The organism is Corynebacterium ureicelerivorans (genome assembly GCF_000747315.1).
In the GTDB taxonomy this organism is placed as follows: domain Bacteria; phylum Actinomycetota; class Actinomycetes; order Mycobacteriales; family Mycobacteriaceae; genus Corynebacterium; species Corynebacterium mucifaciens.
Window position 1 is genome coordinate 1,685,164 of the sequence record NZ_CP009215.1, and the last position, 25,098, is coordinate 1,710,261.

The window sequence follows — 25,098 nt, forward strand, 5'->3', positions numbered from 1 at the left end:
CACTCTAGCGCGTGGCACGATATGCCCCTATGAAGCGCCCATTCGTCCTGCTCGCATGCTTCTTTTTAAGCAGTTGCCTATCGACGCCACCTTCGGCCCCTCCCCATCCCGACCTGCCGGCGTCGGGGCTTGCCGCGTGCGGCGCACTCCCCAGAGAGGCGTGGGACACCGTCGACCGCATCGAGGCCGGCGGCCCCTTCCCGTACCCGGACAACGACGACCGGCGCTTCGGCAACTACGAACGCACCCTTCCCGAGCAGCCGAGGAACTACTACCGCGAGTACACCGTGAACACCCCGGGTGTGAGCCACCGGGGCGCGCGCCGCATCGTCACCGGCGGCGGGGCGGACGGGCAGGTCGACGAGTGGTTCTACACCGCGGACCACTACGAATCCTTCTGCAAAATGGAGGTCAACTAATGCACCCAGTGTTTGTCACCCGCCCAGTGCGCTCGGTCGAGGACCTCGGCGCGGCCATCATCGTCGTGGCGTACGGCCGCGCCGCGGCGGAGACACGACCGGTGCCGCGCAACCTCGACGCGCTCGCGGACCTTCTGCGTGAGACCCAGGTGCGGCGTGTGGTGGTGACGGATTGGCGCGTACCGGAGGCGTCGATAGGCGGGCTGCTCGACGTTTTTGCCGACACGGGCGTCGAGCTGACCCACTAAGCCCGCAAACCCCGAGAACCAAACCCCGAGAATGGGCGGAAATGGGGCATTCTCAGGGTCTGATCCTCAGGGTTTGTGGAGGATGTCCACGGCCTCCTGCAGGTCCAGCGGCAACACGACGCTTCGCCCAGGGCCGTTCGGCACGTAATGCTTCGGCTGCACCCGCACGGGGAGCAGGTTTTGGGCAACGGGCCACGCGTTGCGGATGCGCTGGATCAGGTCCCCCTCGTCGCCCCAGAAATCCTCGGTGTAGAAATGCAAGACTTTGTACCCGTGCTCAGCGAGCCAGTCGTCGCGCACACGCTGTTTAGCCAACACCTTATGAGGGACTTCTTCGTATTTGAGCCACCCGTCGACCTCCACGACGGTGTTTTCGCCGATAAGGAAGTCCACCCGGTACCGCCCAATCGCCGCCTGGATCCGGTACGGCACGCCGTGGGCGTCGAGAATAAGACGCAGGAGGGACTCGTAGGGCGAGTCCGAAAGTCTGGTGGACAGCGGGAGCGCTTCGCGGGCGTTGGCGATACCCTTCGTGCCGGCCAGCCGAGCGATGGTGGCCCGAAACCGGTGCAGCAACTCCTGGTACATCTCATCTCCGTGCCCGCACAGCACGCTGTCAAACGCCACGACGCCTTCGCACACACCGCGTTCGCGGGCGATGTCGACCGCGGTGCGGATCGCATCCGTGTAGCGGACAGGCCTGTCGTGAATGATGTCAGCTTCCGGTATGCGCCGGTGGCGGTACTCGTACCCCGTCCAGCCACCGTTAGTGGAGGCCGGGCGCCCATTCGGCACCGCCAGCGTGACGGGTTGGTTGCGCGCGATGGTCCACACGCCGTTGAGCCTCGCTGCAGAACAGTCGATGAGCACCGCCTTCCGGCTCTGGCACCCCGCTGCGTAGCACTTCAGAAACGCTTGCTCGTGCTCCTTGAGCTTCTTCCACGTCTCGGCGCAGAAGTACATCGACTTGGTCAGCTGCACCAACTCCCCTTCGCTGATGCGCCGGTGCGTCTCGGTGTCTATGGACGACACTCTCCGCACGTCCACGAGCTTTTCGCGCAGCTCGTTCTTACGAGTGTCTTTCATTAGTCCCCCCTGACTAGGTCACCCGATGCGGAGGCTACCTCAACGGCGCCATTCCCGCCCGTATCCGCGCCTCCCGCGCCCGGTTCCACAAACCCCCAGTAACAAACCCCAAGTAAGGCCCAAAATCGGGCATTCTCGGGAGGGCTTACTCGGGGTTTGTCGGAATAGGCGTGCGAGGTACAACCCACACCGCCCCGAGCCAATAGAGCCGGCGAATATAAACCAACTGTTAGGCACCTGGGAACGTGTCGTGTGCCATAATGCCGGTCACTGTGGTTTGGAACATGTGAAACACGACACGATCGGAGATGACCTATGAGCTCACTCATCATGGTGCTCATCGGCCTAGCGATGATGGCTGCCGGCTACCTGCTGTACTCGAAATTCCTGGGCAAACGGGTCTACCAACTCGCGGACGCCTACACCACCCCGGCGCACACCATGGAAGACGGCGTGGATTACGTCCCCACCAACAAGTACGTCCTCTGGGGCCACCACTTCACCTCCGTCGCGGGTGCGGCGCCGATCATCGGTCCGGCCGTCGCGGTGATCTGGGGGTGGGTCCCGGCGTTTCTTTGGGTCACGCTGGGCACGATCTTCTTCGCCGGAATGCACGACTTGGGTGCGCTGTGGGCGTCGCAGCGGCACCGCGGACAGTCCATCGGCACCCTGTCGGGGCGCTACATCGGTGCGCGCGGGCGCAACCTCTTCCTCGTGGTCATCTTCCTGCTGCTGCTCATGGTCAACGCGGCGTTCGCCGTCGTGATCTCTAACCTGCTCATCTCCACGCCGAGTGCCGTGATCCCCACCTGGGGCGCGATCGTGGTGGCGCTGTTGATCGGCCAGGCCATCTACCGCTTCAACTGGAACCTGCCGCTGGTCTCCGTCGTCGGCGTCGCCGCGCTGTACGGTCTGATGATTCTGGGCGACCAAGTCCCGGTCGCACTCCCCAGCGAGATGCTGGGCATCCCGGCGCGCGGCTGGTGGATCATCTTCCTGTTCGCCTATGCGTTCATCGCCTCGCTGCTACCGGTGTGGGTGTTGCTGCAGCCGCGCGATTACATCAACGGCCTGCAGCTGTTCGTGGGTCTGATCATTCTCTACGGCTCCTTCTTCATCGTGCGCCCGGAGGTGGTGGCGCCTTCGCTTCGCGACGCCGTTCCGGACGGCACCCCCGGCATCTTCCCCCTGTTGTTTGTCACCATCGCCTGTGGCGCCATTTCTGGCTTCCACGGCATCGTCTCTTCCGGCACGTCCTCGAAGCAGCTGGATAAGGAGACGGACGCCCGCTTCGTCGGCTACTTCGGGGCCGTCGGCGAGGGGTTGCTGGCACTTGGCACGATCGTGGCCACGACCGCCGGGTTTAAGACGGTCAACGACTGGGAGAACGTCTACTCCGAGTGGAATGCCGGCGGCGTGGACGCCTTTATCAAGGGCGGCGGCGACCTGATGAACGAGGGCCTGGGCATCCCAACCTCCCTGTCCGCCACCATCCTGGCCACCATGGCCGTGCTATTCGCCGCCACCACCATGGACTCCGGCATCCGCCTGCAGCGCCTCGTGGTCGCGGAAATCGCGGAACTCGCCGGTGTGAAGCTCTCCGGCCTGGCGGCCACCCTCATCGCCGTCGGCTGCGCGCTCGGCCTGACCTTCTCTACCGGCGTGGACGGTTCCGGCGGCATGCTCATCTGGCCGCTGTTCGGCACCACCAACCAGCTCATGGCAGGTCTGACCCTTGCCATCCTGGTAGTCATGCTCACCCAGCTGCGTCGCCCGACCTGGCCGGTGCTCATCCCGCTCGTGTTTGTCACCCTGATGTCGCTGTGGGCTGCCGTCCTGCAGCTGCGCACGCTGTGGACCGCGCAGAACTGGCTGTTGCTGATCATCGACATCGTGATCATCTGCTGCGCGATCTGGGTCACCGTGGAGGCCATTGCTGCAATCGGCAAGGCCCGCCGCGCGCCGGCTGTGGTCTGGCGCGACGACGAAACCATCCCAGGCGAGTTGGCGGATGCTCAGGCGCGCTAAAGCATTCGCCCGGGGCTTAGACGAGTTCTACAAAGCCCCCTACCGCCGCGAGTTCGCCCGAGCCGCGCGCGAGGAGGACGACCTGTTCACCCTCCTCGTCGCCTCGGAGACGCTGGGCATCCCCAACCCCGCGAGCTTCTACGCCCTCGAGCTGATGCCGCTGCTTTACGACGAGTTCCACGCCTGGCACACCCGCATGGGCATGGAGCACTCCCCCTTGGACGGCGTGCGATGCTGCTAGAAGCCGCGCCCGTGATGTTCTTCGGCGGCAAGGGCGGAGTGGGCAAAACCACCGTCTCCGCAGCCTGCGCAGTGCGCCTGGCCGAAGCCGGCGAGCGCGTGCTGCTGGTGTCCACGGACCCGGCGCACAACCTGGGCCACATCTGGTCGCAGCGCCTGGGCGCCGAGCCCACCCGGCTGGAGCCCGGGTTGGACGTGGTGGAGCTGGACCCGGCGGTGACCACCGAACGGCACCTCGCCGGAGTGGAGCGCTCCATGCGAGCGATGATGCCGGAGCGGATGCACCCGGAAATCCGCCGTCACCTCGACCTGTCCAGGAACTCCCCCGGCATGCATGAGGCGGCGATGCTGGAGGCGGTGGCGGAGCTCGTCGATAGGCAGGGCTACGACCACATCATCTTCGATACCGCCCCCTCCGGCCACACCTCGCGCCTGCTGGCGTTGCCGGAGCTCATGGCCGCCTACACCGGCGGGCTGATGGAGCGGCGCGAGCAGTCCGACAAGTTCTCCCGCGCCGTCCGTGGCCTGGGCGGCATCGCGGACGGCAGCCCGGTCGAGCGCCGCAACCAGGAAATCCGCGCCACGCTGCTGCACCGGCGTCGCAAGTTCGAGCGCCTGCGCGACATCCTCACCGACCCGGGGAAATGCCTGTTCCACATCGTGCTCACCGCCGAGCGCCTGCCGGTGCTCGAGAGCGCCGAGCTGTACGACGACCTCACGGCCAACCGCATCCGTGTCAGCTCGCTGGTGATCAACCGCCGCAGCCCCGCCGACGCCGGCGAGTTCGTGGCCGCGCGCCGGCGCGTGGAGGACGACGCGCTGGCGCTGCTGGACGCCAAACTTCCCGACATCCCCCGCGTCGAGCTGCCCTGGCTGCCCGGCGAGATCGGCACCCGAAAGGCCCTGGCCGAGATCGCCTCTCGGCTGTGAGCTAGTAATACCCCTCGAACGCGGCGGCCTTCTTGGCGGTGCGCTCGAGGCGAGACTCGGTCATGGACGCGATCTGGTCCACGATCACGCGCTCGCGCTCTAGGTCCGTTTCGGCGGCGTTGAACCACGCCTGGAACATCGTGTCCAGGCTGCCCGGCGCGCCTGCGCGGAGGTACTCGTGGACGCGGTAGATGCGGTCGCGCTGCCGCTCTTGGCGGGCCTGGTGCGCCGGCTGGTCCATCACGTAGAGCACCGCAACGGTCTTGAGCAGCCGCACTTCCGCCTCCACGTCCGGCGGCACAACCAACCGGCCGTGCTGGCGCCCTAACCCCTGGCCCGCAGCGAGCGCGCGGTTGGCCTCGTCTTCCAAAGTGGCGCGGGTGACGGCGCCGACGTAGCGGCCCACCAGCTGCGAGGTCAGCGCCTTCAGCCCGGCCCACGCCGGAAGCGAGTAGTCGAACTCGGAGGCGGCCGCGATGGCGGGCAGCGCCCGCAGCCGGTCCGCGGCGTCGACTAGCGAGTCGGCGTCGCCGCCGAACGCGGCCGCGCCCTTCTGCGCCAGCGCGGCAAGCTCCACGAAGTCCCACAGCACGCGCAGGGACACGCGTCCGGAGACGATGCCGTCCTCCACGTCGTGTACGGAGTAGGCGATGTCGTCGGAGAAGTCCATGACCTGCGCCTCCATCGGGGGCGCGCCGTCGGTGTGCCCGTCGCGCACCCACGCCAGCACGGGCGCGTCCTCGTCGTACGCCGAGTACTTGCGGTTGACGGACCCGTCCGCGTTCGTGCGCGTGACCGGGTACTTCACCGCCGCGTCAAGGGAGGCCCGGGTGAGGTTGAGGCCGAAAGAGGTGGCGCGGATAAGCACCTTCGGCTCGAGCCGCGCCAGGATGCGCAGCGTTTGCGCGTTGCCCTCGAAGCCGCACGGCGCGACTTGGTCCAGCGCCACCTCGCCGTTGTGGCCGTACGGCGGGTGGCCGATGTCGTGCGTCAGGCCGGCCATCTCGCACAGGTCCGGGTTCAGCCCTAGGCCTTCGCCGATCCCGCGCGAAATCTGCGCTACCTCCAGCGAGTGCGTCAGGCGCGTGCGCGGCGTGTCCCCGTCGCGTGGGCCGACAACCTGCGTCTTGTCCGCCAGGCGGCGCAGCGCGGCGGAATGCAGCACGCGCGCGCGGTCGCGGGCGAAGTCCCCGCGCGAATCCGGGGCGAGCTGCGCACCCTTTGGCGCCTCGTCAGCGCGGCGGGTCGTATCGGCGGCGTTATACACGTACACGTCGCGCTACCCTAGTCGGCATGACTAGCCGTTACCTCCGCATACTCGCCGTGTCCGGCGGCCTTTTTGTCGCCACCGCACCCGCATTCAGCTTTGCGACGGAAGCTCCGCCCGCCCAACTGGTAGCCCAGGCAACCGCCACCAAGGCATCCCTCGAGCCCGGGAGGCTCACCCAACCGTTGACGGACGACGCGGAAGTGCTCTCCCCCGCTGAACGCTCTGAGATTGAGTCGGCGATCCAGCAGGTCAGCCAGACGCAGGGCAAGTCCGTGCGCGTGGTGTTCTTGCGCTCGTTCGGGCAGTACACCCCGTCTGAATGGGTGGACAAGGCCGTCGCGGCGAACGGCTCGAACACCGCCGTGGTGGCGATCTCGCCGGACGAGCGCCAATACAACGTCGGCGGCGGCGAGGAGTGGACGCAGTCCGAAATTGACCGCATGAACGAGGCCGCGTACGCGCAGCTGTCGCAGATGAACTGGTCGTCCGCTGCGTTGAATGCGGTGAACGCGGTGTCGGCCGGAGGGTCGTCGTCAGGCGGCGACGGCTCGGGCGCAGGCTGGCTTGCTGGCGGGCTGGGGGTAGCCGCACTGGCGGGCGGCGGCGTGTACGCGGCAACGCGCAAGGGCTCGAAGAAGCAGCAGGCCAAGCAGATAGAGTCCGCGAAGGCGCTGGATCCTTCCGACACCGACTCGCTGGGCCGCCTGCCCACGCCGACGCTGGAAGAGCTCGCGCGCGACGCGCTGGTCTCCGCGGACGATTCCATCACCCAGGGCAAGCAGGAACTCGAGCTGGCTACCTCCGAGTTCGGCGCAGACCGCGTGCGCCCGTTCACCTCCGCGATGAACGAGGCCACCACCACGTTGCAGCGCGCCTTCGCCACGCACCAGCAGCTCTACGACGCAATCCCCGAGACCGAGCCCGAGAAGCGCGCGATGCTGGTAGACATCATCTCCTCTTCCGGCCGCGCGGAGCAGGCGTTGCGCGACAAGACCCAGGAGTTCAACGAGATGCGCGGCGTGCTCATGCGCGCGCCCGAAGAGGTGGACAAGGTCCTCGCCCGTACCGTGGACATCCGCGCGCGCCTAGAGCCCGCCCGCGCGACCCTGGAGCAGCTGCGCGGCGAGTACCCGGCCGAGATGCTGGAATCCATCGTGGACAACGTGGACCTCGCGGCGGCGTCGCTGGACGAGGCGGAAAAAGCCCTCGGCGAGGCGCGCCAGATTGCGCAGCAGCCGGCCGGGCGCCAAGGCGCGCTGCTGGACACCCTCGCCGCAGCGACCCGCGCGGTGAACGTCTCCGACACGAACCTCGCCACCATTGAGCATGCCGAGGACAACATCCGCGCCGCCAAGGCGAACCTGCCGGCGCTGGTCAACGAGATCCGCGACGAGCTACGCCAGATCGAGCAGGTGAAAGCGGCGCGTGCGCAGGGCGCGGCTATCGACGTCGCTTCGCTCGACGCCGTTGCCGCCAAGGCCCAACGCATGCTGGCCGACATGGGGAGCCGGGACGAGACCGACCCGCTGGCCCTGTACCAGGAGCTGACCAGCATGGACGCGGAGATCGATGCCGCACTCGACCGCGCCAAGGGCATCGCCGGCGACCAGTCCCGCGCGCTGCAGCTTTTCGACCAGCAGATGCAGGTGGCCGGCGCCCAGATCCAGCGCGCCGAAGACCTCATCCTCTCGCGCGGGCGCATCATCGGCTCCCGGGCGCGCACGCTGCTGGCGGAATCGAAGCGGCAGTACGCGCAGGCGCACCAGCTGCGCGTCCGCGACACCCGCACGGCCATCGACGCAGCACGCGCCGCCACCGACACCGCACGCCGCGCCGAGGCGGCCGCGAACGACGACATGCGCCGCTACCAAGCCGCGCGCAACCGCCAGACCGCCGACTCCCTGGCCAGCGCGGTGCTGTGGGGCTCAATACTCTCCGGCGGCTTCGGCGGCGGGTTTGGTGGCGGCGGTGGCTTCGGCGGGGGTGGCGGAGGCTTCTCCGGCGGGCGCCCCTCCAACCGCGGCGGCACCTTCTAGGCCGCTAGTAGCGCGTGCGGCGCGCGGGCGCGTCGACGAAGGTCAGCGCCCAGGAGATGAAGGCGAGGTCCACCATCTGGACCTCGCCGACACCGCCCGAGCGCAGAGTGGGCTCTGCCACGTTCACGCCGAGCTCGCCGGACGGGAACCCGCGGGTGACGGCGATGAGCTCGCCGGAGGCGTCGCGGATCTCGCGCTTCGGGGTGATGGCGCCGGCGAGGAAATCAAAACCCGTGCGGTTGCAGGTGTAGCGCCGCCCGGCGCAACTGGCGACGTAGCGCGAGACGGTGAGCCCCGCCTTGCGCAGCTCGTACTCGCCGCCGGTGCCCACATCGAACGCGCGGAACCGCACCGGGTTGTCGGAGGTAATGCGCAGGACGGTCTCGTTCGCTGTGCCGCCGAACACCGTGACCGTGTCGGGGGTGGCTTCGGCGATGGACCTGTGGTCGTCGAGAAGCGACGAGCCCTGCCAGATCACAGCACCGCCACCACGACGGTAAACAGGGACAAGAAGACCAGCGTGGCAATCAGCGCGGTGGAAGTGACCATCTTGCGCGCCTCCAGCACGCTGCGCGAGAGCCACGCCAGCCCGGCGACGTGGGTGGGCGGCAGGGCGGTCTCCCCCTCGAACTCGAGGATGGCCTTGCGCACGCCGTTGTGGTCCTGCGTGAACTGCGCCACCTTGGCGCCGTCCGGGCCCTCGACCACCCAGTTCTTCGACGTCTCCGGGATGAACGCGTACGGGGTGTCCTCCACCAGCACGTCGATGCGCTTGGCGCGCTTCAGGCTGTCGCTGGTGCGCACGATCTCGCGGCCGCCGCTCGTGGCCACAGCGCCCGTTTCCGGGTGCGAGGTCAACTCCCAGTGTTGGCCGCAGACAATTGCGCGGTCGTGCTCGAATACTCCGAGGATGTCCGGGCCGTCCTCAGCAAGCAGCTTCAGCGCGTCCCGGTTCGTGCGATCCCAGCTGACGTAATGCATGGGCGAAGAACTTAGCAGCCGATCAGTCGCGCGGCCAGGTAGGACTCAAGCTCCGCCAGCGGGACGCGCTCCTGCTCCATGGTGTCGCGCTCGCGGACGGTGACGGCCTGGTCCTCCAGTGTGTCAAAGTCGTAGGTGACGCAGAATGGGGTGCCGGTCTCGTCCTGGCGGCGGTAGCGGCGGCCGATGGCGCCGGAGGTGTCGAAGTCCACGTTCCAGTGCTGGCGCAGCTTGGCCGCGAGCTCCTCGGCGGGGCCGGCAAGCTCCGGCTTCTTCGACAGCGGCAGCACGGCAACCTTCACCGGGGCGAGGCGACGGTCCAGGCGCAGCACGACGCGGGTGTCGGTGCCGCCCTTGGCGTTGGGGGCCTCTTCCTCGTCGTACGCGTCGATGAGGAAGGCCATCATCGCGCGGCCCAGGCCAGCGGCCGGCTCGATGCAGTACGGGATCCAGCGCTCGTTGTTTTCCTGGTCGAAGTAGCTCAGGTCCTCGCCGGAGGCCTCCGCGTGGGTGCGCAGGTCGTAGTCCGTGCGGTTAGCCACACCCTCGAGCTCGCCCCACTTGGAGCCGGCGAAGCCAAAGGCGTACTCGATGTCCACGGTGCGCTTGGAGTAGTGCGACAGCTTCTCCTGCGGGTGCTCGTAGAGCCGCAGGTTCTCCGGGTTGATGCCCAGATCCACGTACCAGTTGAACCGGTCGTCGATCCAGTACTGGTGCCACGTCTCGTCCTCGCCGGGTTTGACGAAGAACTCCATCTCCATCTGCTCGAACTCGCGGGTGCGGAAGATGAAGTTGCCCGGGGTGATCTCGTTGCGGAAGGACTTACCAGTGTTGGCGATGCCGAACGGCGGCTTCAGGCGCGCCGACGTCATCACGTTCTTGAAATTGACGAAGATGCCCTGCGCGGTCTCCGGGCGCAGGTAGTGCAGGCCCTCCTTGTCGTCCACGGGGCCCAGGTAGGTCTTCATCAACCCGGAGAACGCCTTCGGCTCGGTCCAGTTGCCGGGCTGGCCGGTCTCCGGGTCATTGATGTCCGCCAGGCCGTTTACCGGCGGGTGTCCGTGCTTTTCCTCGTACGCCTCGATGAGGTGGTCGGCGCGGTACCGCTTGTGGGTATAGAGCGACTCCACCAGCGGGTCCGTGAACACCTCCACGTGGCCGGACGCCTCCCACACGCGGGTGGGCAAGATGACGGAGGTGTCTACGCCGACGGTGTCCGAGCGCGACTGCACCATGTGCTTCCACCACTGGCGCTTGAGGTTTTCCTTCAGCTCCACGCCCAGCGGGCCGTAGTCCCACGCAGAGCGGGTACCGCCGTAAATCTCGCCCGCGGGGTACACCAGCCCACGGCGTTTGCAGAGGTTAACGACGGTCTCGATCTTTGATGCGGGCATCAACGTCTCCTGGAGCGAAAGTGCGTGCAAAGTACGGGCCATAGTCTAGCCCGCCTGACGACGCCTCCTGTCACCCACCCAGTTTGGACATCAGTCCCAATGTGCGGGGCATCTTCTGTATCCTTGGCCCAAGTCACTGCATTTCGCCCACAGGCGCGGACGGAAGGGAACGCCGATGAGCGACGGCCGGCGTCATGCTGATCGCTTAGATCTCACAGGAGAGGATCTTGACCGAGCCGCCGCGCTGGTGAAGGTGCTGGATTCCCGGACGCGGCTGGGGATTCTCCTGCTGCTCGCCGAGGAAGAGATGATGGTGCACCAGCTCGTCGCCGAACTGGGCAAATCTCAGCCCCTCATCTCGCAGCACCTGCGCGTGCTGCGCGCGGCGGGTCTCGTCACCTCGGCCCGCAAAGGCCGCGAGGTGCTGTACGCGCTGGCGGAGCCAGGCATCATCGCCATCATCGAGGAGCTAGGCAACCTCGAAAGGCTCCAGGAGGCGGAGGACGAGCTCGCAGCGCGCCGCACCAGAAGCGCGCACACGGCGGGCGGGCCCTCAGATGGTTCCGCTGGCGCCGCGATCGTCGGACCACCCGCCGACGTTCGCCCCGCGCTAGACCCCGGCCTGCTGCCAACCACACCGAAGCCCAAGCGGGACTAGCTACACTACTCGGCCATGACGCAACCCAACCGCCGGGCGCACCAGCCGCGCCCCGTACCCAAGCTGGGCCCACGCATGACGCGCCAGCGCGCCGCCGTCGTGGAGACGCTGCGGGGACTGGACAAGTTCGCGTCCGCGAAGACAATCCACGACCAGTTGCAAGACCGCGGCGTATCCGTCGGCCTCACCACCGTCTACCGCACCCTCCAGTCACTCGCCGACGTCGACGCCGTGGACGTGCTGCACTCTCCCGACGGCGAAACCCTCTACCGCGACTGCCTATCGCACCACCACCATCACCACTTGGTGTGCACGGAGTGCGGCCGCAGCGAGGAGATCGAAGGCGGCCCCGTGGAAAAGTGGGCCGAGATCATCGCCGCGCGCTACGGCTACGAACTCGCCGGCCACGAAGCTGAGGTCTACGGCGTCTGCCGCTCCTGCCAGGCGAAGCGCTAGCTACTTCGCAAACTTGTCCACCGCGCCGCCGAAGCGCCGGTCGCGCTTGGCGTATTCCAGCACCGCGTCCCACAGGTTCTGCTTGGTGAAGTCTGGGAACAGCACGTCCTGGTACACCATCTCCGCGTACGCGGACTGCCAGAGCAGGAAGTTCGAGGTGCGCCGCTCGCCAGACGGCCGCAGAAACAGGTCCACGTCCGGCATGTCAGCGCGGTAGAGGTAGCGGGCAATGGTCGCTTCGTCGGCGACGGAAACGCCGTCGTCGATAAGCTTTTGCACCGCGTCCGCGATCTCGGCGCGCCCGCCGTAGTTCACGCACATGGCCAGCGTGAGGCCAGTGTTGTGCTTGGTCAGCTCCTCAGCCACCTCGAGTTCCTCGATCACACTGCCCCACAGCTTCGGACGGCGCCCGCACCACACCACGCGGACGTTCTTCTCGTGCAGCTCGTCGCGCTGGCGGCGCAGCACGTCGCGCGTGAAGTTCATGAGGAAGTGGACCTCGGACGGCGAGCGCTTCCAATTCTCGGTGGAAAACGCGTACGCGGAAAGCCACTGAACGCCGCCGAGCTCGATGCAGGCATCCACGGCGTCCATGAGCTTTTCCTCACCCACCTTGTGGCCCTCGGTGCGCTTCAGGCCGCGCTGCTGGGCCCAGCGGCCGTTGCCGTCCATCACCAACGCGATGTGCTTCGGGATGAACTTCGGATCAATCGTTGGAGCGCCCATGGGGACGATTATGCCTGCTCCATGATCTTCAAACTTTTCAGGCCGGTCTCCAGGTTGAACTGCAGGTGCGCGACCGTTGCGCGGTGGATCTGCGCCGAGCGCTGCGACGACACCGGGCTCCCCCGCTGCATCAGCCACATGTCGTGCAGGGTCTCGCGCTCCACGTCCAGCGAGCCCGGCGGGCGGCAGTTGTTGCACACCGCCCCGCCGACCGTGGCGTTGAACGCCTTGTGCGGGCCTGGCGCACCGCAGTTCGCGCAGTTGAACAAGGACAGTCCCCAGCCGGCGTGCTCCGTGGCCTGCAGGATGAAGGCGTCGAGCACCATGGTGGGGTGCTGATCCGTTTGTAAGTTCTCCAGCGCGCCTTCCACCAGCGCGAACAGCGCCGGGTCGGCCTCGTCGTAACTGAGCTTCTCCGCGGTTTCTAGCACTGCGCAGGCGGCGGCGTAGCGGTCGAAGTCATCGATGATCCGGGCGCCGTAGTAGGTGACGGTGTCTGCGGACGCGATCGTCGCCAGGTTTTTACCCGGGTAGATCAGCGCATCGACCTCGACGAACGGCTGCAGGCGCGAGCCGAAGCGGCTCTTCGCCTTGCGCACGCCCTTGGCCACGCCACGGACGAGGCCGTGGTGCTGCGTGAGCAGCACGACCACGCGGTCCGCCTCCCCGAAGTCGTAGGTGCGCACCACAAACGCACGGTCGCGCCAGTTTGGGCGCGGGGCCTTAGAAGCCAAGCCTGCCCAGCGCCTTCGGGTCCTGCTGCCAGTTCTTCAGTACTTTCACGCGGACGTCCAGGTAGACGTTCTGGCCGGTCAGCTCGATGATCTGCTTGCGGGCGCGGTGGACGATGCCGCTCAAGCGCCGCCCGTCCGGGCCCTCAATGATGCGTTTTTGGCCGGGGCGCTCCAGGAACAGCACCGCGTAGATCATTGTCCGTGACGGGTTGTCCGGGTCGGGGTGCATTTCGTCGATCTGGACGGCGACGGAGTGCGGCAGCTCGTCGCGAAGCCCCTGCAGCGCCTCTTCCCTAATGAGCTCTGCGATGCGGGTCTCCACGTCCTCGTCGGTGGTGTGGCCCTCCGGGTAGAAGCGCGGGCCCTCAGGCAGGTTGTCCACGATGACGTCGAGCAGGGTGTCCGTCTGCACGCCGGCGGTGGCGGAGACGGGCACGAGGTCCGCGTCTGGGCCGAGCAGCTCGTGCAGCTCCAAGAGGCGCTCGCCGACGGTGTCTTTGCCCGCCTTGTCTAGCTTGGTCACAATGCCCACGATCGGCGTGTTCGGCTTCGTCGCACGGATCTGCTCCAGGATGTAGCGGTCGCCCGGGCCGATCTTCTCGTCCGCCGGGACGGTGAAGCCGATCACGTCCACGTCCGCGAACGTGTCCTTGACCACGTCGTTGAGGCGCTCGCCCAGCAGCGTGCGGGGGCGGTGGATGCCCGGGGTGTCCACCACGATGACCTGCGCGTCGTCGCGGTTGATCACGCCGCGGATGGGATGGCGGGTGGTCTCCGGCTGGTCCGCCATGATCGCGATCTTCTCCCCCACCAGCGCATTCGTCAGCGTGGATTTGCCGGTGTTCGGGCGGCCCACGAAGCTGACAAAGCCGGACTTGAACCCCTCAGGAGTGTCGGTGAAACCGCCTGCATCGGCGCGGTCGGCATCGTTCGCGCTCGCCTCTGCGGGCAGGTCGTCCGGGAAATCGGGGAATTCGCTCATGCCTGGTCATCCTACCTGTGGATAGTTCCGCTGCGGTGTCAACTACCCGCGGCGGTTATCCACAGCTTTCGCGCGGGTGCTTTTCGACGAGCATTCGCCCGCCTAGCGTTTCAGGGCATGAACTTCACCGAGTTTGCCGAGGCGGGTGTGGGTGTGCTCGCCGACTTCTCCCGCGACACCGCGATGGCCGCGGGCCTGTCCACCACCCGCACGCGCGACCTCGCCCGGGTGCACGCCGCGTTCTACGGGCCGACGCAATACACCCGCACACAAACCGAGGCGTTGACCTTGGCGGAGGGCATGCCGATCGACCAACTCGTTTTGATCGAGAAGAAACTCACCGCCGTTGACACCGCCGCAGAACGCTGGCGCATCCGGTGTGATTTGGTGCGCCACCGCGGGTCCTACCGCAGCCTACGCAAACGCGCAGACCGGCTCATCGACCTACCCGCAAAACCGCCGACACCCGCCTGTCGGTTCACCCGCTCCCGCGCAGGCATGCGCACCATGACATGGACCTACAACGAGCGCGACCTCGCCGATGTAGAACACACCCTGCGCGGCATGATCAACCCGGATCAACCAGCCGCCGCCCAGATGGCCCACGCCCTGATCGACCTGCTGCGCACAAGCGACCGCGTGCCCGGCACCACCTTTAGGCCGATGATCCTGGTGCCGATCGCCGACCACGTCCGCATCCACTCCGGCACCGGCGATGACGTCACCCTCACACTCACCGACGGCACCACCATGACCGGGGCGGAATACCTGCAGCAGCAATTCGGTGACGTGCTGGACGTCGCCGCGTTCCACCCGCAGGACGGCCCAGTCAACCTGTACCGCGCCCAGCGCTTTGCCAACACGAAGCAGAAAACCATGTCGAAGCTGCTGTGCCCTGCGTGCGCGTTTCCCGACTGCAAACACTGCGCCGAGACCACCCAAACCCACCACATCCGCGCGTGGCGGCACGGCGGGATGACCAACATGGACAACCTCGCCCAACTGTGCCGGTTTCATAACGGGGTCAACGACGACAACCGGGAGGGCAGGTTCGGCCACATCGACAACCCCGGCGGGCGCATCCGCTGGGTCGCCCCCAACGGGGTGGTAGTGCCCATGGACACCCCCGGGGCGATGGAACTGCTCTTCGACTAACCCCCGCTCACCGAAACCCGCCCACACCGGGCGGGCGATTCGGCATGCCTGGGTATGGCTAGAGGGCCTCGACCTCGAACTGGAGCTGTGGGTTGGCGTAGTACTCCTGCGCCTGGACCAGCTGCAGCTCCGACGAGTCCGCTTCCTGGGTGACGCGCAGCAGGTCGTAGACGGAGGACGCCGTCTTGGCCAGAGCATCCTTCACGGCGTTTTCGGGGGCCGAGCCAGCGCGGCCGCGCAGCACGTGGCCGAGGAAGAGGGCTGCGGTGACGTCGCCGGACCCGTTGCGCTTGAACGGCAGGCGCGGGGTGCGCACAATCCACTTGCCGTGGTCGTCAACGGCAATCATCTCGATCGCGTCCTCCGGTGTCTCGGGGCGCTCAACCGAGGTGACCAGCACGGTGGACGGGCCCATCTCGCGGGCGGCGTCCACGGCGGCGAGGGTGGAATCCAGATCCGAGACGTCGCGCTCGGTGAGGTAACCCAGCTCGAACTGGTTCGGCGTGATGATGTCAGCGACCGGAACAATCGTGGAGCGGAACAGCGGCGGGATGGCGTCGGCCACGAAGCAGCCGGATTTCGCGGAGCCCATCACCGGGTCGCAGGCGTAGATCGCGTCCGGGTTCTCGGCCTTGATGTCGCGGACGGTGCCGACGATCACGTCGGCAATTTCCGGGGAGGCCTGATAGCCGGTGAGGATGCCGTCGATGAGCGGGAATGCCCCGCGGTCCTTCACACCGGACAGGACGGCATCGACGTCGGCGGCCGGAATGATCGGGCCACCCCATTCGCCGTAGCCGGTGTGGTTGGAGTAGTTCACGGTGTAGACGGGCCAGACCTCATGGCCGATGCGCTGCAAAGGAAAGACCGCTGCCGAGTTGCCAACATGGCCATACGCGACAGCGGACTGGATGGAGAGAATGTTGCTCATGGCAACAAGTTTAGAGCTCCGGAGACACCAGGATCTTCACTGCGGTCTCGTTGCGGTTGATGAGGGTATCGAAGCCCTCGTCGACCACGCCGTCGAAGCCGATCTTGCCGGTGATGAACGGCTTGAGGTCGACCTTGCCGTCCTCGACGAGCTTGATGGTCTGCTCGTGGTCGTGGGCGTAGCCGATGATGCCGCGGACGGTCAGCTCCTTCATCACCAGGGCGTGGATGTCAAACTGCGCCTTCTTGGACCAGATGGACTCCACAACGAGGGTACCCTTGAGCTTCAGGCAGTCGATGAGCTGGTCCAGCACCACGTTCACAGAGGTGGCCTCGAAGGCGACGTCGACGCCCTTGCCGTCGGTGAGCTTCAGGATCTCTTCCTTCAGGTCCTGCTTGGACGGGTCGATAGCGTGGTCGGCGACGCCTGCGTCGATGGCCTTCCGGCGGCGCAGCTCGGACAGCTCGGAGACGATCACGGTGCACCCGTACGCCTTCGCGACGGCAGCGGTGAGCACGCCGATCGGGCCGGCGCCGCCGATAAGGGCGACGTCGCCTTCCTTCGCCTCCGAAGCGACGAAGGCGTGGTGGGCGACGGAGAGCGGCTCGATGAGCGCAGCCTCGTCGAGGGGCACGTCGTTGTTGATCGGGTGGACCCAGCGGCGCTGGACCGCGACCTTCTCTGAGAGGCCGCCGCCACCGCCGGCGAGGCCGATGAAGTTCACGTCCGGGTGCAGGTTGTACGGGCCCGGCTCCTTCGGATCAACGTCATCCGGCAGCACGTATGGCTCGACGACGACGTGCTGGCCGACCTCGAGGTCGTCCACGCCCTCGCCGAGCGCGGCGACGACGCCGGAGAACTCGTGGCCGAGGGTGACCGGCGGTTCCTCCCCGGTGATCGGGTGCGGGTGGCCGGGTGCCGGGCAGAAGATCGGGCCCTCGAGGTATTCGTGCAGGTCGGTGCCGCAGATGCCGCACCAGGCGATGTCGATGAGCACCTCGCCTTCGCCTGCAACCGGGGCGTCGATTTCCTCGACGCGGATGTCTTTCTGGCCGTAGTAGCGCACAGCGCGCATGTGAAGCTCCTCTCGGTCGAATATCCCTGCTGACAGGTACAATTTTATCGAGAAGTGCTATTCCTCGCCCCCGAGTGGCTCTGTGTCTTCTGCCACAGAGACGAGCACCGTGCGGGTCTTGACGCGGCCGCGGCGGTCGCGGCCACCCTCCGCGGTGTAGCGCACGCCGTCACGCAGGATCGACGACCCCGGCAGCGGCACTCGCCCGAGCTCGTACGACAGCAGCCCGGCCACGGTCTCGACGTTGTCCACCACGTCCTCGGGGTACTCCAACTCGTAGTCCAGGTTGTCGGCGAGGTAATCCACGAGGTCGTCGAGCGGCAGGCGGGCCTGCACCCGGAACACGCGCGGTTCTACCTCGGTAATCGGCGCTTCCTCGTCGTCGTCGTACTCGTCGGTGATCTCGCCGACGATCTCTTCCAGCAGGTCCTCCATGGTCAAGAGGCCGGCGACGGTACCGTATTCGTCGATAAGCATGGCGATGTGCGTGTTCGCCTGCTGCATTTCCTTGAGCAGCACATCCAGCGGCTTCGAGTCCGGGATGAACAGCGGCTCGCGCATGAACGCGGTGATCGGGGTGCTGGGGTCGAGCGGGGCTCCGCGGTCGTTGAACATGTCTTTCAGGTACGCGACGCCGACGATCTCGTCGACGCTCTCCCCGATCACCGGCACGCGCGAGTGACCCGAGCGCACCATCAGTGCGGTGGCCTGGCGGGCGGTTTTCTCGCCCTCGATCCACACCATCTCTGTTCGCGGAACCATGACTTGGCGGGCGTAGTTGGACGCGAGGTCGAAGATATTCTGGATCATGCGGCCCTCGGTGGTTTCCACCACGCCCTTTTCCTGGGCGACCTCCACCATCTCGCGCAGCTCGACTTCGGTGGCGTAGGGACCGTCCCGGAAGTCCTCGCCCGGGTGGAAGAGGTTGCCCACCCAAATCAGCAGCTTTGCGACGGGCCCAAGCACCACCTGGAACGCCCCCAAGCCCTGGGCCGCTCGCAACGAGATGGTGTAGGGGTTGCGCTTGCCCGCGGTGCGGGAGAACACGCCGACGATGGAAAACTGCATGAGGGTGACCACGAGCACCGCGGCCGCGATCGCCCACCCGTCGGAATCGAACACCCCCATGGCCAGCATGGCGGCCGACACCGACGCCGTGACATCGAGCACGGTCCTGACCAGCACCAGGGTGTTGACGTGGTTCGCGCGTTGGTCCACCACGCGCAGCAGCGCCTCAGCACCGGGGGTGCCGTTATTGACCATGCCCTCGACGCGGGCGCGCGAAATCGGCGTGAGGGCCGATTCAATGGAGCCGAGGACACCGGCGAGCAGCAGCGCGACGATGGTGATGGCTGCGTAAGTCAACGTAGGCGTCACTCGGCGCCACCGTCGTTGTCGGCTTGCTTCATGCGCTTATCCAGCTCGTCGCGGTCTGCAGCGGACGGGAACGCGTGCGCGCCGGACGGCTTCGGCTGGTACGCAACGCCTCGGTGCGCGAGGTCGTCGTACCAGTCCGCCAGGATCTCGTTTTGCAGCGCGAACATCTCGCGTTCGTCCTTGGCCTCGATGTGGTCGTAGCCCAGCAGGTGCAGCACGCCGTGGACGGTGAGCAGCGCCATCTCGTGGGCGAGGTCGTGCCCCGCCATCTCCGCCTGTTTCCGGTCGTACGCCGGGCACAAGATGATGTCGCCGAGCATGGCGGGCCCGGGCATCCCGGCGTCGGGGCGCCCGCCGCCCGGGGTGAGCTCGTCCATGGGAAAACTCATCACGTCCGTGGGGCCTTCCAGGTCCATCCAACGCACATGCAGGTCGGCCATCGTGGGCTCGTCCACGAGCGTGATGGTCGCCTCCGTGTCGGGGTGGACGTCCATGGCGCGCATGGCGTATGAGGCGATGTCGATAAGCATTTGCTCGTTCACCTCGGCCTCGCCGGACTCGTTCAGAACTTCGATGCTCACTGGCCCGCCTCCGCCGCGCGCTCGGCCTCGATGGCCTGCTGGCGCTTCTCGTAGCGCAGCGCGTTCTGGGCGTCGTGGCGGTCGTAGGCCGCGACGATGCGGGAGATGAGGTGGTGGCGCACCACATCGCCGGCGCCGAGCTCCTGGAACGAAATGTCGTCGATGTCGCCGAGGATGCGGCGGGCCACGCGCAGGCCGGAAACCGTGCCGCGCGGCAGGTCCACCTGGGAGGTGTCGCCGGTGACCACCATCTTCGAGCCGAAGCCCAAACGGGTGAGGAACATCTTCATCTGCGCGCCGGTGGTGTTTTGCGCCTCATCCAGGATGACAAACGCGTCCGAGAGCGTCCGGCCGCGCATGTAGGCGAGAGGGGCGACCTCGATGATGCCGGCCTCGATGAGTTTCGGTATCGCCTCCGGGTCCATCATGTCCCGCAGCGAGTCGTACAACGGGCGCAGGTACGGGTCGATCTTGTCCGAGAGCGTGCCGGGCAGGAAACCAAGCTTCTCTCCAGCTTCCACCGCGGGGCGGGTGAGGATGATTCGCTTGACCTCTTTGTTCTGCAGCGACTGCACCGCCTTCGCCACGGCCAGGTAGGTCTTGCCGGAGCCGGCCGGGCCGATGCCGAACGTGATGGTGTTGTCGTCGATCGCGTCCACGTACGCGCGCTGGCCCACGGTCTTCGGGCGGATGACCTTGCCGCGGCGCGAGATGATCTCCTCGCCCAGGATGTCCGCGACGGACCCCGGCGCCTCGGACTCCAATATCCGCACGGCCTGGACCACGGTGTCCGGGCCCAGCGGCACCCCGCGGCGGGCCATGGATTCAAGCTCTTCCACCACGCGCAGCGCGTGCGCCGCCTGCTCCGCGTGGCCCTTGACGGTGAGCTGCGTGCCGCGGGCGTGGAAGCCTACGCCGAGCTGGTCCTCAAGGACCCGCACGTTGTCATCATTGATACCCAGAACGGACTGCGCGTACGCCGAGTCGAGCTCGACCTTGCGCGTCACCATTTCTTCCATGGGGGCCTACCCTACCAGCGGGCGGTCAACGCCCCGATGGCGCAAAGCCCGGCAAACGCCGCCGACGCGGTGCGCAGAACCTCCGGGCCCAGCTTCACGGGGTGCGCGCCGAGGACCTCCAGCTCGTCGTCCCCGATGCCGCCTTCCGGGCCGACAATGAGCCAGATGTCCTCGCCCAGCGCCGCGAAATCGACGTCCCGGATGGAGTCGGTGGCGTCCTCGTGCAGCACGAGTGCGCGACACTCATCCCCGCGGCGCTCATCCTTCGCGCCACGGAGCAGAACCGACAGCTGGTTCGTGGTCACCGGCTCGCGCACCTCGGGCACCCACGCCCGGCGCGCCTGCTTCGCGCTGGAAAGCGCCTGCGCGCGCCACTTCTCCACCTGCTTGGCCTGCTTGTTCACCGGCCACCGCGAGATCGTGCGGTGCGAGATCCAGGGCACGATCGCGTCGGCCCCGCCCTGCACCGCGAGGTCCACGGCGAGCTCCGCCCGCTCGCCCTTGGGCACTGCCTGCACCACCGTCACCCGCGGCGATGGTTGCGGCACGCGGGTCTGCTTCTCGACGACGCCGTCAACCCGGCTCGGCGTCACCGACGTCACGCGGGTGACGGCGGCGGAGCCTCGACCGTCGACAAGCATGATGTGCTCGCCCGGTTCGATCCGTTTCACGTGGGCGTGCTTGGCCTCGGCGCCGGTGAGCACGCCGCTCGCCGGGTCGTCCGCGAGGAAGTACGGCAGGCTCATCGACGGAACTTGTCGCGCATGCGGGAGAAGAAGCCGTCACCGTGAGCGTCAGATTCGACGTGGACCTCGGCATTGTCCGGGCAGCCGTCGCGCAGGTCCTCCAGGGTGGCGCGCTCGTCGTTGGACAGCGCGGTGGGGACGGTGACCTGGACGTGGGCGATCATGTCGCCGGCACCCTCGGCGCGCAGGCGCGGCATGCCCTCGCCGGGCAGGTGGATGGTGTCACCCGGCTGGGTGCCGCCGGGGACGTCGATGGTGGTGCGCTCGCCGGCAAGGTTGTCCACGCTGAGCTGGGTGCCGAGCGCGGCGTCGTACATGGGCACGGTGAGACGCAGGTGCAGGTCGTTGTTCTCGCGCACGAAGACCGGATGCGGCTCCACCTGGACCTCCACGTAGAGGTCGCCGGCAGGCCCGCCGCCGTGGCCGACCTCGCCCTGGTTGGCCATGCGGATGCGCATGCCGGAGTTGATGCCGGCGGGGATGTTCACCACGAGGTCGCGGGTGGCACGCACGCGGCCGTCGCCCGCACACTGGGTGCAGGGGTCCTGGATGACCTCACCGTAGCCGTGGCACGTAGGGCACTCCCGCGTAGTCATGACGTTGCCCAGGAAGGACTGCTGCATCTCCTGCACCTGTCCGGCGCCGCCGCAGGTGCCGCAGGTGACGGGCTTGGACTCGGTCTTGGAACCTGTGCCGTGGCACTTCTCGCACAGCACGGCGGTGTCGACGGTGACGTCCTTCTTCACGCCGGCGAATGCCTCGTCCAGCGTGATGGAGGTGCGCAGCAGCGCGTCGTTGCCCGGCTGCACGCGGGAACGGGGCTGACGCGCGCCGCTGCCACCGCCGAAGAACGCCTCGAAGATGTCGCCCAAGCCCCCGCCGAAGCCTGCGCCGCCGCCGGCCTCCATCGGGTCCCCGCCACGGTCCACGATCGCGCGCTTCTGCGGGTCCAGCAGGACCTCCTGGGCGGCCGCTATCTCCGCGAACTTCTCCGCTGCCTCCTCGGACGGGTTCACGTCCGGGTGGTACTTGCGCGCCAGCTTGCGGTACGCCTTCTTAATCTCCTGCTCGGTGGCTTCCTGGTCCACGCCGAGGATGCCGTAGTAATCGCGAGCCATAACTTCCCTTCTATTCGCCCCGCAGGATGCGGCTGATGTAGCGGGCCACGGTGGCAACCTTTTGCATGGTACCGGGGTAGTCCATGTGCGTTGGGCCGACTACCCCGAGGCCGCCGAGCGCCTCGTCGCCCGAGCCGTACGCAGTAGTAACAATCGACGCACGCGAAAATTCCTCGTCTTCGTTCTCGTGCCCAATACGCACCGACACCTGCTCCAGCTCCTGCGCACCCGCCAAAAGCTTGAGCACCACCACCTGCTGCTCCAGCGCGTCAATCACGCCCTGCAGGCCGCCCGACGGCACCACCAGGTTCGACGAGCCCGCGATGATCAACCGGTCCGGGGTGGCGTCCACCAGGGTGGTGATCAACACTTCAGCGGCGCGAGCGGCCGGGTCGGCGAGGTGCGGCGGAGCTTTCGTCGATACACGCGCGAGCGCCGCCGACGCGTCGCGCATGGTTTTGCCCACCAACACCTCGTTGAGCAGGTCGCGCAGCAGCCGCACGCCGTCTTGATCGATCGGCGCGGCCAGGTCGACATTGCGCTGGTCCACGCGCCCGGCGTCCGTTATGAGCACGAGCAACAGGCGCGTCGGCGCGAGCTCAACGACCTCGCAGTGCTTGACCCGCGACACGCTCAACGTGGGCAGCTGCACCACCGCGGCCTGGTTGCTCAGCTGCGCCAGCAACTGCACGGAGCGGCGCAGCACGTCCTCCAAGTCCACCCCGTTTTCGAGGAAATCCAAGATGGCGTGGCGCTCCGCGGACGACAGCGGCTTGACGTCGTGCAGCGCGTCGACAAACGCGCGGTAGCCCGCCTCCGTGGGAATGCGGCCGGAGGACGCGTGGGTCTGCGAGATATAGCCCTGCTGCTCGAGCACCGCCATGTCGTTGCGGATCGTCGCCGACGACACGCCCATGTTGTGCCGCTCGACCAGCGACTTCGACCCCACCGGCTCCTGGCTGGCAATGTAGTCGGCCACGATGGCGCGCAACACCGCCTGCCGCCTTTCATCCGCGGAACCCATCTCGCCTCCTTACTCGGCTGCCAGGATATCGGTGATAATGCCGTCTGCAAGCAGCCGGCCCGCGTCCGTCAGCCGCAGCCGCTCGCCGGTCTCGAGCAGTCCCGTGCGCTCATGCCTCTCGACGACTCCGCGTGCCCCCTCCCCGATCCACTCCGCCGGGATGCCTTCTTGCAGCCGCAGCCCGAGCATGACCGCCTCGGTGTGCGCCTCCTCGGCGGTGATGGTTTCGGAGTCGTGGACGGGCAACGCGCCGTCGGCAAGCAGCTGCGCATACGTCTCGGGGCGCTTGACGTTGAAGAAACGCTGCGCGCCGATAAAACTGTGCGCGCCGGGGCCCGCGCCCCACCACTGGCGGTTGTGCCAGTAGATGAGGTTGTGGCGGCACTGCCCGCCCGGTTTAGCCCAGTTGGACACCTCGTACCAGCCGTAGCCGTTGGCGTCGAGGGTGGAGGCGATGAGCTCGTAGCGGTCCGCGTAGACATCCTCCTCGGGGGCAGGAAGCTCGCCGCGGCGAATCTTGCGGGCCATGGCGGTGCCGTCCTCCACAATCAGCGAGTACGCGCTGACGTGGTCCACGTCGGTGCCCAGGATCGCGTCCAGGGTGCGGCGCACGTCGTCGTCGGTCTCGGTGGGGGTGCCGTAGATCATGTCCAGGTTCACGTGCTCGAACCCGGCGGCACGGGCCTCGCGCGCCGCGGCGACCGCGCGGCCCGGGGTGTGCTGCCGGTCCAGCACCCGTAGCACCGGCGTAGAGGCGGACTGCATGCCCAGGGACACGCGGGTGAAACCAGCGTCCAGCAGCCCCGCGAAGTACTCCGGGCTGGTGGATTCGGGGTTGGACTCGGTGGTCACCTCCGCGCCGTCTGCCAGCCCGAACGTGTTGCGCACGGCGTTGAGGATGCGCGAAAGCCCGTCCGCGCCGAGCAGGCTCGGCGTGCCGCCGCCGATGAACACGGTCTCGGCCGGCGGCAGCCCACGGGCGGCGGCGAGCTCGAGCTCGCGCTCCAGCGCGTCCAAGTACTGGGCGTGGGAGGAGTCCACCTCGGTGGGTGTGTAGGTGTTGAAGTCGCAGTACCCGCAGCGCGTCGCGCAAAACGGGACGTGGACGTACACGCCGAATGCATCCATACGGCTTAGGTTAGGCCCCGCGGCGGGAACGCTTGGCGGCGACCTTCTGCACGATGCGGTCGATCCGGGCGCGCTCCTCTAAAAACGCCGGTGGGTTGGACCCGCGCATGGTGCGCGCGAACGCGGGGTGGTCCACACAGACGGTCTCCACCCAGCCCGTCACGGCCTCCTCCACGATCTCGCCCACCCGGGCGTACAGGTGCGGCAGCGACACCACGCCGAGCTCGCGGGCGACCATGTCGGTCTGCTCCAGACAGTAGGACACCACCTCGCCCAAGTGCTGCACCACAAGGTCGGTGCGGCCGGTCAGCGCGTCCTGCATGGTTTGGACTGAAAACGGGGCCTGCAAGGGGTAGAGGTCGTTGAGGCCGGAGGCGTCGAGAAGCTCGGGCTCAGGGATGCGCTCCTCGGGCTTTACCCCGACGGAGAGGTACCCGGCGGCGCGGCCGGAGGTGAGCGCCTGGCGCAGGCCGATCAGCTCGGCGACCACGCGGCGGGCGTCCTGGCGGGCGTCGTCGACGATTTCGACGAACTCGGCGAGGCAGTCCTCGGTGAGCTCGCCGTCGTAATCCGCGATCGCCTCGGCGAGGTGCTCGGTGTACTCCGCGACCTCGTCACCGATGTTGTAGATCTCCTGAGTGAGCTCGCGGTGGCGCAGCACAGCGGCTGTTTTGTGCATCCCGAGCCCTCCTTGGAAACGCCTGTGCGGTAGTGACTAATTAGCGACAAGTTGGCATGCTAGGCCACAGCCGCAGC

At 67.2% G+C, this 25,098-nt stretch carries 27 protein-coding genes; 9 read left to right on the forward strand and 18 right to left on the reverse strand.

The window, feature by feature from the left end; genetic code table 11:
- Window positions 1–29 precede the first annotated feature (29 nt).
- Window positions 30–419 (forward strand): ribonuclease domain-containing protein, encoded by a 390-nt coding sequence (locus tag CUREI_RS08305; RefSeq protein ID WP_038612635.1) that lies wholly within the window; start codon window positions 30–32, stop codon window positions 417–419.
- A complete protein-coding gene (locus CUREI_RS08310; RefSeq protein WP_038612638.1) occupies window positions 419–667 on the forward strand; it encodes a hypothetical protein in 249 nt (82 codons plus the stop codon). The genes CUREI_RS08305 and CUREI_RS08310 overlap by 1 nt, the downstream gene beginning before the upstream one ends.
- A gap of 66 nt (window positions 668–733) precedes the next feature.
- Here the strand turns inward: CUREI_RS08310 and CUREI_RS08315 are convergent, their stop codons facing one another.
- Window positions 734–1,753, reverse strand: coding sequence for a DUF559 domain-containing protein (locus CUREI_RS08315; RefSeq protein ID WP_038612641.1), 1,020 nt, complete (start codon window positions 1,751–1,753; stop codon window positions 734–736).
- Window positions 1,754–2,068: 315 nt separating this feature from the next.
- On the opposite strand from CUREI_RS08315, the gene CUREI_RS08320 reads away from it, so the two are divergent.
- The 3 genes from CUREI_RS08320 to CUREI_RS08330 are packed head-to-tail and all read left to right on the forward strand — an operon-like array spanning window position 2,069 to window position 4,951.
- Window positions 2,069–3,781 (forward strand): carbon starvation CstA family protein, encoded by a 1,713-nt coding sequence (locus CUREI_RS08320; protein WP_038612644.1) that lies wholly within the window; start codon window positions 2,069–2,071, stop codon window positions 3,779–3,781.
- Window positions 3,765–4,022: a cory-CC-star protein gene (locus tag CUREI_RS08325; RefSeq protein ID WP_038612647.1), complete on the forward strand. Its 258-nt coding sequence runs from the start codon at window positions 3,765–3,767 to the stop codon at window positions 4,020–4,022. Before CUREI_RS08320 ends, CUREI_RS08325 begins: the two co-directional genes overlap by 17 nt.
- Window positions 4,013–4,951 (forward strand): ArsA family ATPase, encoded by a 939-nt coding sequence (locus CUREI_RS08330; RefSeq protein ID WP_038612650.1) that lies wholly within the window; start codon window positions 4,013–4,015, stop codon window positions 4,949–4,951. Before CUREI_RS08325 ends, CUREI_RS08330 begins: the two co-directional genes overlap by 10 nt.
- A gap of 1 nt (window position 4,952) precedes the next feature.
- Here the strand turns inward: CUREI_RS08330 and CUREI_RS08335 are convergent, their stop codons facing one another.
- The gene (locus tag CUREI_RS08335; RefSeq protein WP_038612654.1) at window positions 4,953–6,224 is read right to left on the reverse strand and encodes a deoxyguanosinetriphosphate triphosphohydrolase; all 1,272 of its coding nucleotides are present in this window, start codon (window positions 6,222–6,224) and stop codon (window positions 4,953–4,955) included.
- A 20-nt stretch (window positions 6,225–6,244) separates the two neighbouring features.
- Between CUREI_RS08335 and CUREI_RS08340 the strand changes: the two genes are divergently transcribed.
- A complete protein-coding gene (locus CUREI_RS08340; RefSeq protein WP_038612657.1) occupies window positions 6,245–8,257 on the forward strand; it encodes a TPM domain-containing protein in 2,013 nt (670 codons plus the stop codon).
- Window positions 8,258–8,261: 4 nt separating this feature from the next.
- On the opposite strand, the gene CUREI_RS08345 is transcribed toward CUREI_RS08340, so the two are convergent.
- Genes CUREI_RS08345 through CUREI_RS08355 form a run of 3 tightly spaced genes read right to left on the reverse strand, consistent with a single transcriptional unit; the run spans window position 8,262 to window position 10,632 of the window.
- The gene (locus CUREI_RS08345; protein WP_038612660.1) at window positions 8,262–8,735 is read right to left on the reverse strand and encodes a hypothetical protein; all 474 of its coding nucleotides are present in this window, start codon (window positions 8,733–8,735) and stop codon (window positions 8,262–8,264) included.
- Entirely contained in the window at window positions 8,732–9,238 is a 507-nt protein-coding gene (locus CUREI_RS08350) for a hypothetical protein (RefSeq protein WP_038612663.1), read from the reverse strand. Before CUREI_RS08350 ends, CUREI_RS08345 begins: the two co-directional genes overlap by 4 nt.
- Before the next feature lie 11 nt (window positions 9,239–9,249).
- Window positions 9,250–10,632: a glycine--tRNA ligase gene (locus tag CUREI_RS08355; RefSeq protein ID WP_038612666.1), complete on the reverse strand. Its 1,383-nt coding sequence runs from the start codon at window positions 10,630–10,632 to the stop codon at window positions 9,250–9,252.
- A 175-nt stretch (window positions 10,633–10,807) separates the two neighbouring features.
- On the opposite strand from CUREI_RS08355, the gene CUREI_RS08360 reads away from it, so the two are divergent.
- Window positions 10,808–11,290 carry an ArsR/SmtB family transcription factor gene (locus CUREI_RS08360; RefSeq protein WP_051952295.1) on the forward strand — a complete coding sequence of 161 codons (483 nt, stop codon included), beginning with the start codon at window positions 10,808–10,810 and terminating at the stop codon, window positions 11,288–11,290.
- A gap of 15 nt (window positions 11,291–11,305) precedes the next feature.
- Window positions 11,306–11,746, forward strand: a complete 441-nt coding sequence (locus CUREI_RS08365; protein WP_051952296.1) for a Fur family transcriptional regulator — start codon at window positions 11,306–11,308, stop codon at window positions 11,744–11,746.
- Here CUREI_RS08365 and CUREI_RS08370 read toward each other — a convergent pair whose 3' ends face one another.
- Genes CUREI_RS08370 through era form a run of 3 tightly spaced genes read right to left on the reverse strand, consistent with a single transcriptional unit; the run spans window position 11,747 to window position 14,188 of the window.
- Window positions 11,747–12,472 carry an isoprenyl transferase gene (locus CUREI_RS08370; RefSeq protein ID WP_038612669.1) on the reverse strand — a complete coding sequence of 242 codons (726 nt, stop codon included), beginning with the start codon at window positions 12,470–12,472 and terminating at the stop codon, window positions 11,747–11,749. It lies immediately after the preceding gene.
- A gap of 8 nt (window positions 12,473–12,480) precedes the next feature.
- Window positions 12,481–13,206 (reverse strand): DNA repair protein RecO, encoded by a 726-nt coding sequence (gene recO, locus CUREI_RS08375; protein ID WP_038612672.1) that lies wholly within the window; start codon window positions 13,204–13,206, stop codon window positions 12,481–12,483.
- Window positions 13,196–14,188, reverse strand: a complete 993-nt coding sequence (gene era / locus CUREI_RS08380) for a GTPase Era (RefSeq protein ID WP_038612675.1) — start codon at window positions 14,186–14,188, stop codon at window positions 13,196–13,198. Before era ends, recO begins: the two co-directional genes overlap by 11 nt.
- 117 nt (window positions 14,189–14,305) lie before the next feature.
- On the opposite strand from era, the gene CUREI_RS08385 reads away from it, so the two are divergent.
- Window positions 14,306–15,343 carry an HNH endonuclease signature motif containing protein gene (locus CUREI_RS08385; RefSeq protein WP_038612678.1) on the forward strand — a complete coding sequence of 346 codons (1,038 nt, stop codon included), beginning with the start codon at window positions 14,306–14,308 and terminating at the stop codon, window positions 15,341–15,343.
- A gap of 58 nt (window positions 15,344–15,401) precedes the next feature.
- Here the strand turns inward: CUREI_RS08385 and pdxY are convergent, their stop codons facing one another.
- Genes pdxY through CUREI_RS08435 form a run of 10 tightly spaced genes read right to left on the reverse strand, consistent with a single transcriptional unit; the run spans window position 15,402 to window position 25,021 of the window.
- The gene (pdxY, locus tag CUREI_RS08390) at window positions 15,402–16,274 is read right to left on the reverse strand and encodes a pyridoxal kinase PdxY (RefSeq protein WP_038612681.1); all 873 of its coding nucleotides are present in this window, start codon (window positions 16,272–16,274) and stop codon (window positions 15,402–15,404) included.
- Window positions 16,275–16,284: 10 nt separating this feature from the next.
- Window positions 16,285–17,349: a 2,3-butanediol dehydrogenase gene (locus tag CUREI_RS08395; RefSeq protein WP_038612684.1), complete on the reverse strand. Its 1,065-nt coding sequence runs from the start codon at window positions 17,347–17,349 to the stop codon at window positions 16,285–16,287.
- A 57-nt stretch (window positions 17,350–17,406) separates the two neighbouring features.
- Window positions 17,407–18,714 (reverse strand): hemolysin family protein, encoded by a 1,308-nt coding sequence (locus CUREI_RS08400; protein ID WP_407919144.1) that lies wholly within the window; start codon window positions 18,712–18,714, stop codon window positions 17,407–17,409.
- Between the two features lie 8 nt (window positions 18,715–18,722).
- Window positions 18,723–19,307 (reverse strand): rRNA maturation RNase YbeY, encoded by a 585-nt coding sequence (gene ybeY / locus CUREI_RS08405; protein ID WP_038612690.1) that lies wholly within the window; start codon window positions 19,305–19,307, stop codon window positions 18,723–18,725.
- On the reverse strand, window positions 19,304–20,326 hold the full coding sequence (locus CUREI_RS08410; protein WP_038612693.1) for a PhoH family protein: 1,023 nt from the start codon (window positions 20,324–20,326) through the stop codon (window positions 19,304–19,306). The genes ybeY and CUREI_RS08410 overlap by 4 nt, the downstream gene beginning before the upstream one ends.
- Window positions 20,327–20,337: 11 nt before the next feature.
- Window positions 20,338–21,072: a 16S rRNA (uracil(1498)-N(3))-methyltransferase gene (locus CUREI_RS08415; protein WP_038612696.1), complete on the reverse strand. Its 735-nt coding sequence runs from the start codon at window positions 21,070–21,072 to the stop codon at window positions 20,338–20,340.
- Complete coding sequence (gene dnaJ, locus CUREI_RS08420) at window positions 21,069–22,190, reverse strand: molecular chaperone DnaJ (RefSeq protein ID WP_038612698.1); 1,122 nt, start codon at window positions 22,188–22,190, stop codon at window positions 21,069–21,071. The genes CUREI_RS08415 and dnaJ overlap by 4 nt, the downstream gene beginning before the upstream one ends.
- A gap of 10 nt (window positions 22,191–22,200) precedes the next feature.
- Window positions 22,201–23,214, reverse strand: coding sequence for a heat-inducible transcriptional repressor HrcA (hrcA, locus tag CUREI_RS08425; RefSeq protein WP_038612700.1), 1,014 nt, complete (start codon window positions 23,212–23,214; stop codon window positions 22,201–22,203).
- Between the two features lie 9 nt (window positions 23,215–23,223).
- Entirely contained in the window at window positions 23,224–24,342 is a 1,119-nt protein-coding gene (gene hemW / locus CUREI_RS08430) for a radical SAM family heme chaperone HemW (protein WP_038612702.1), read from the reverse strand.
- 10 nt (window positions 24,343–24,352) lie between these two features.
- On the reverse strand, window positions 24,353–25,021 hold the full coding sequence (locus CUREI_RS08435) for a hypothetical protein (RefSeq protein ID WP_038612704.1): 669 nt from the start codon (window positions 25,019–25,021) through the stop codon (window positions 24,353–24,355).
- Between the last annotated feature and the right edge of the window lie 77 nt (window positions 25,022–25,098).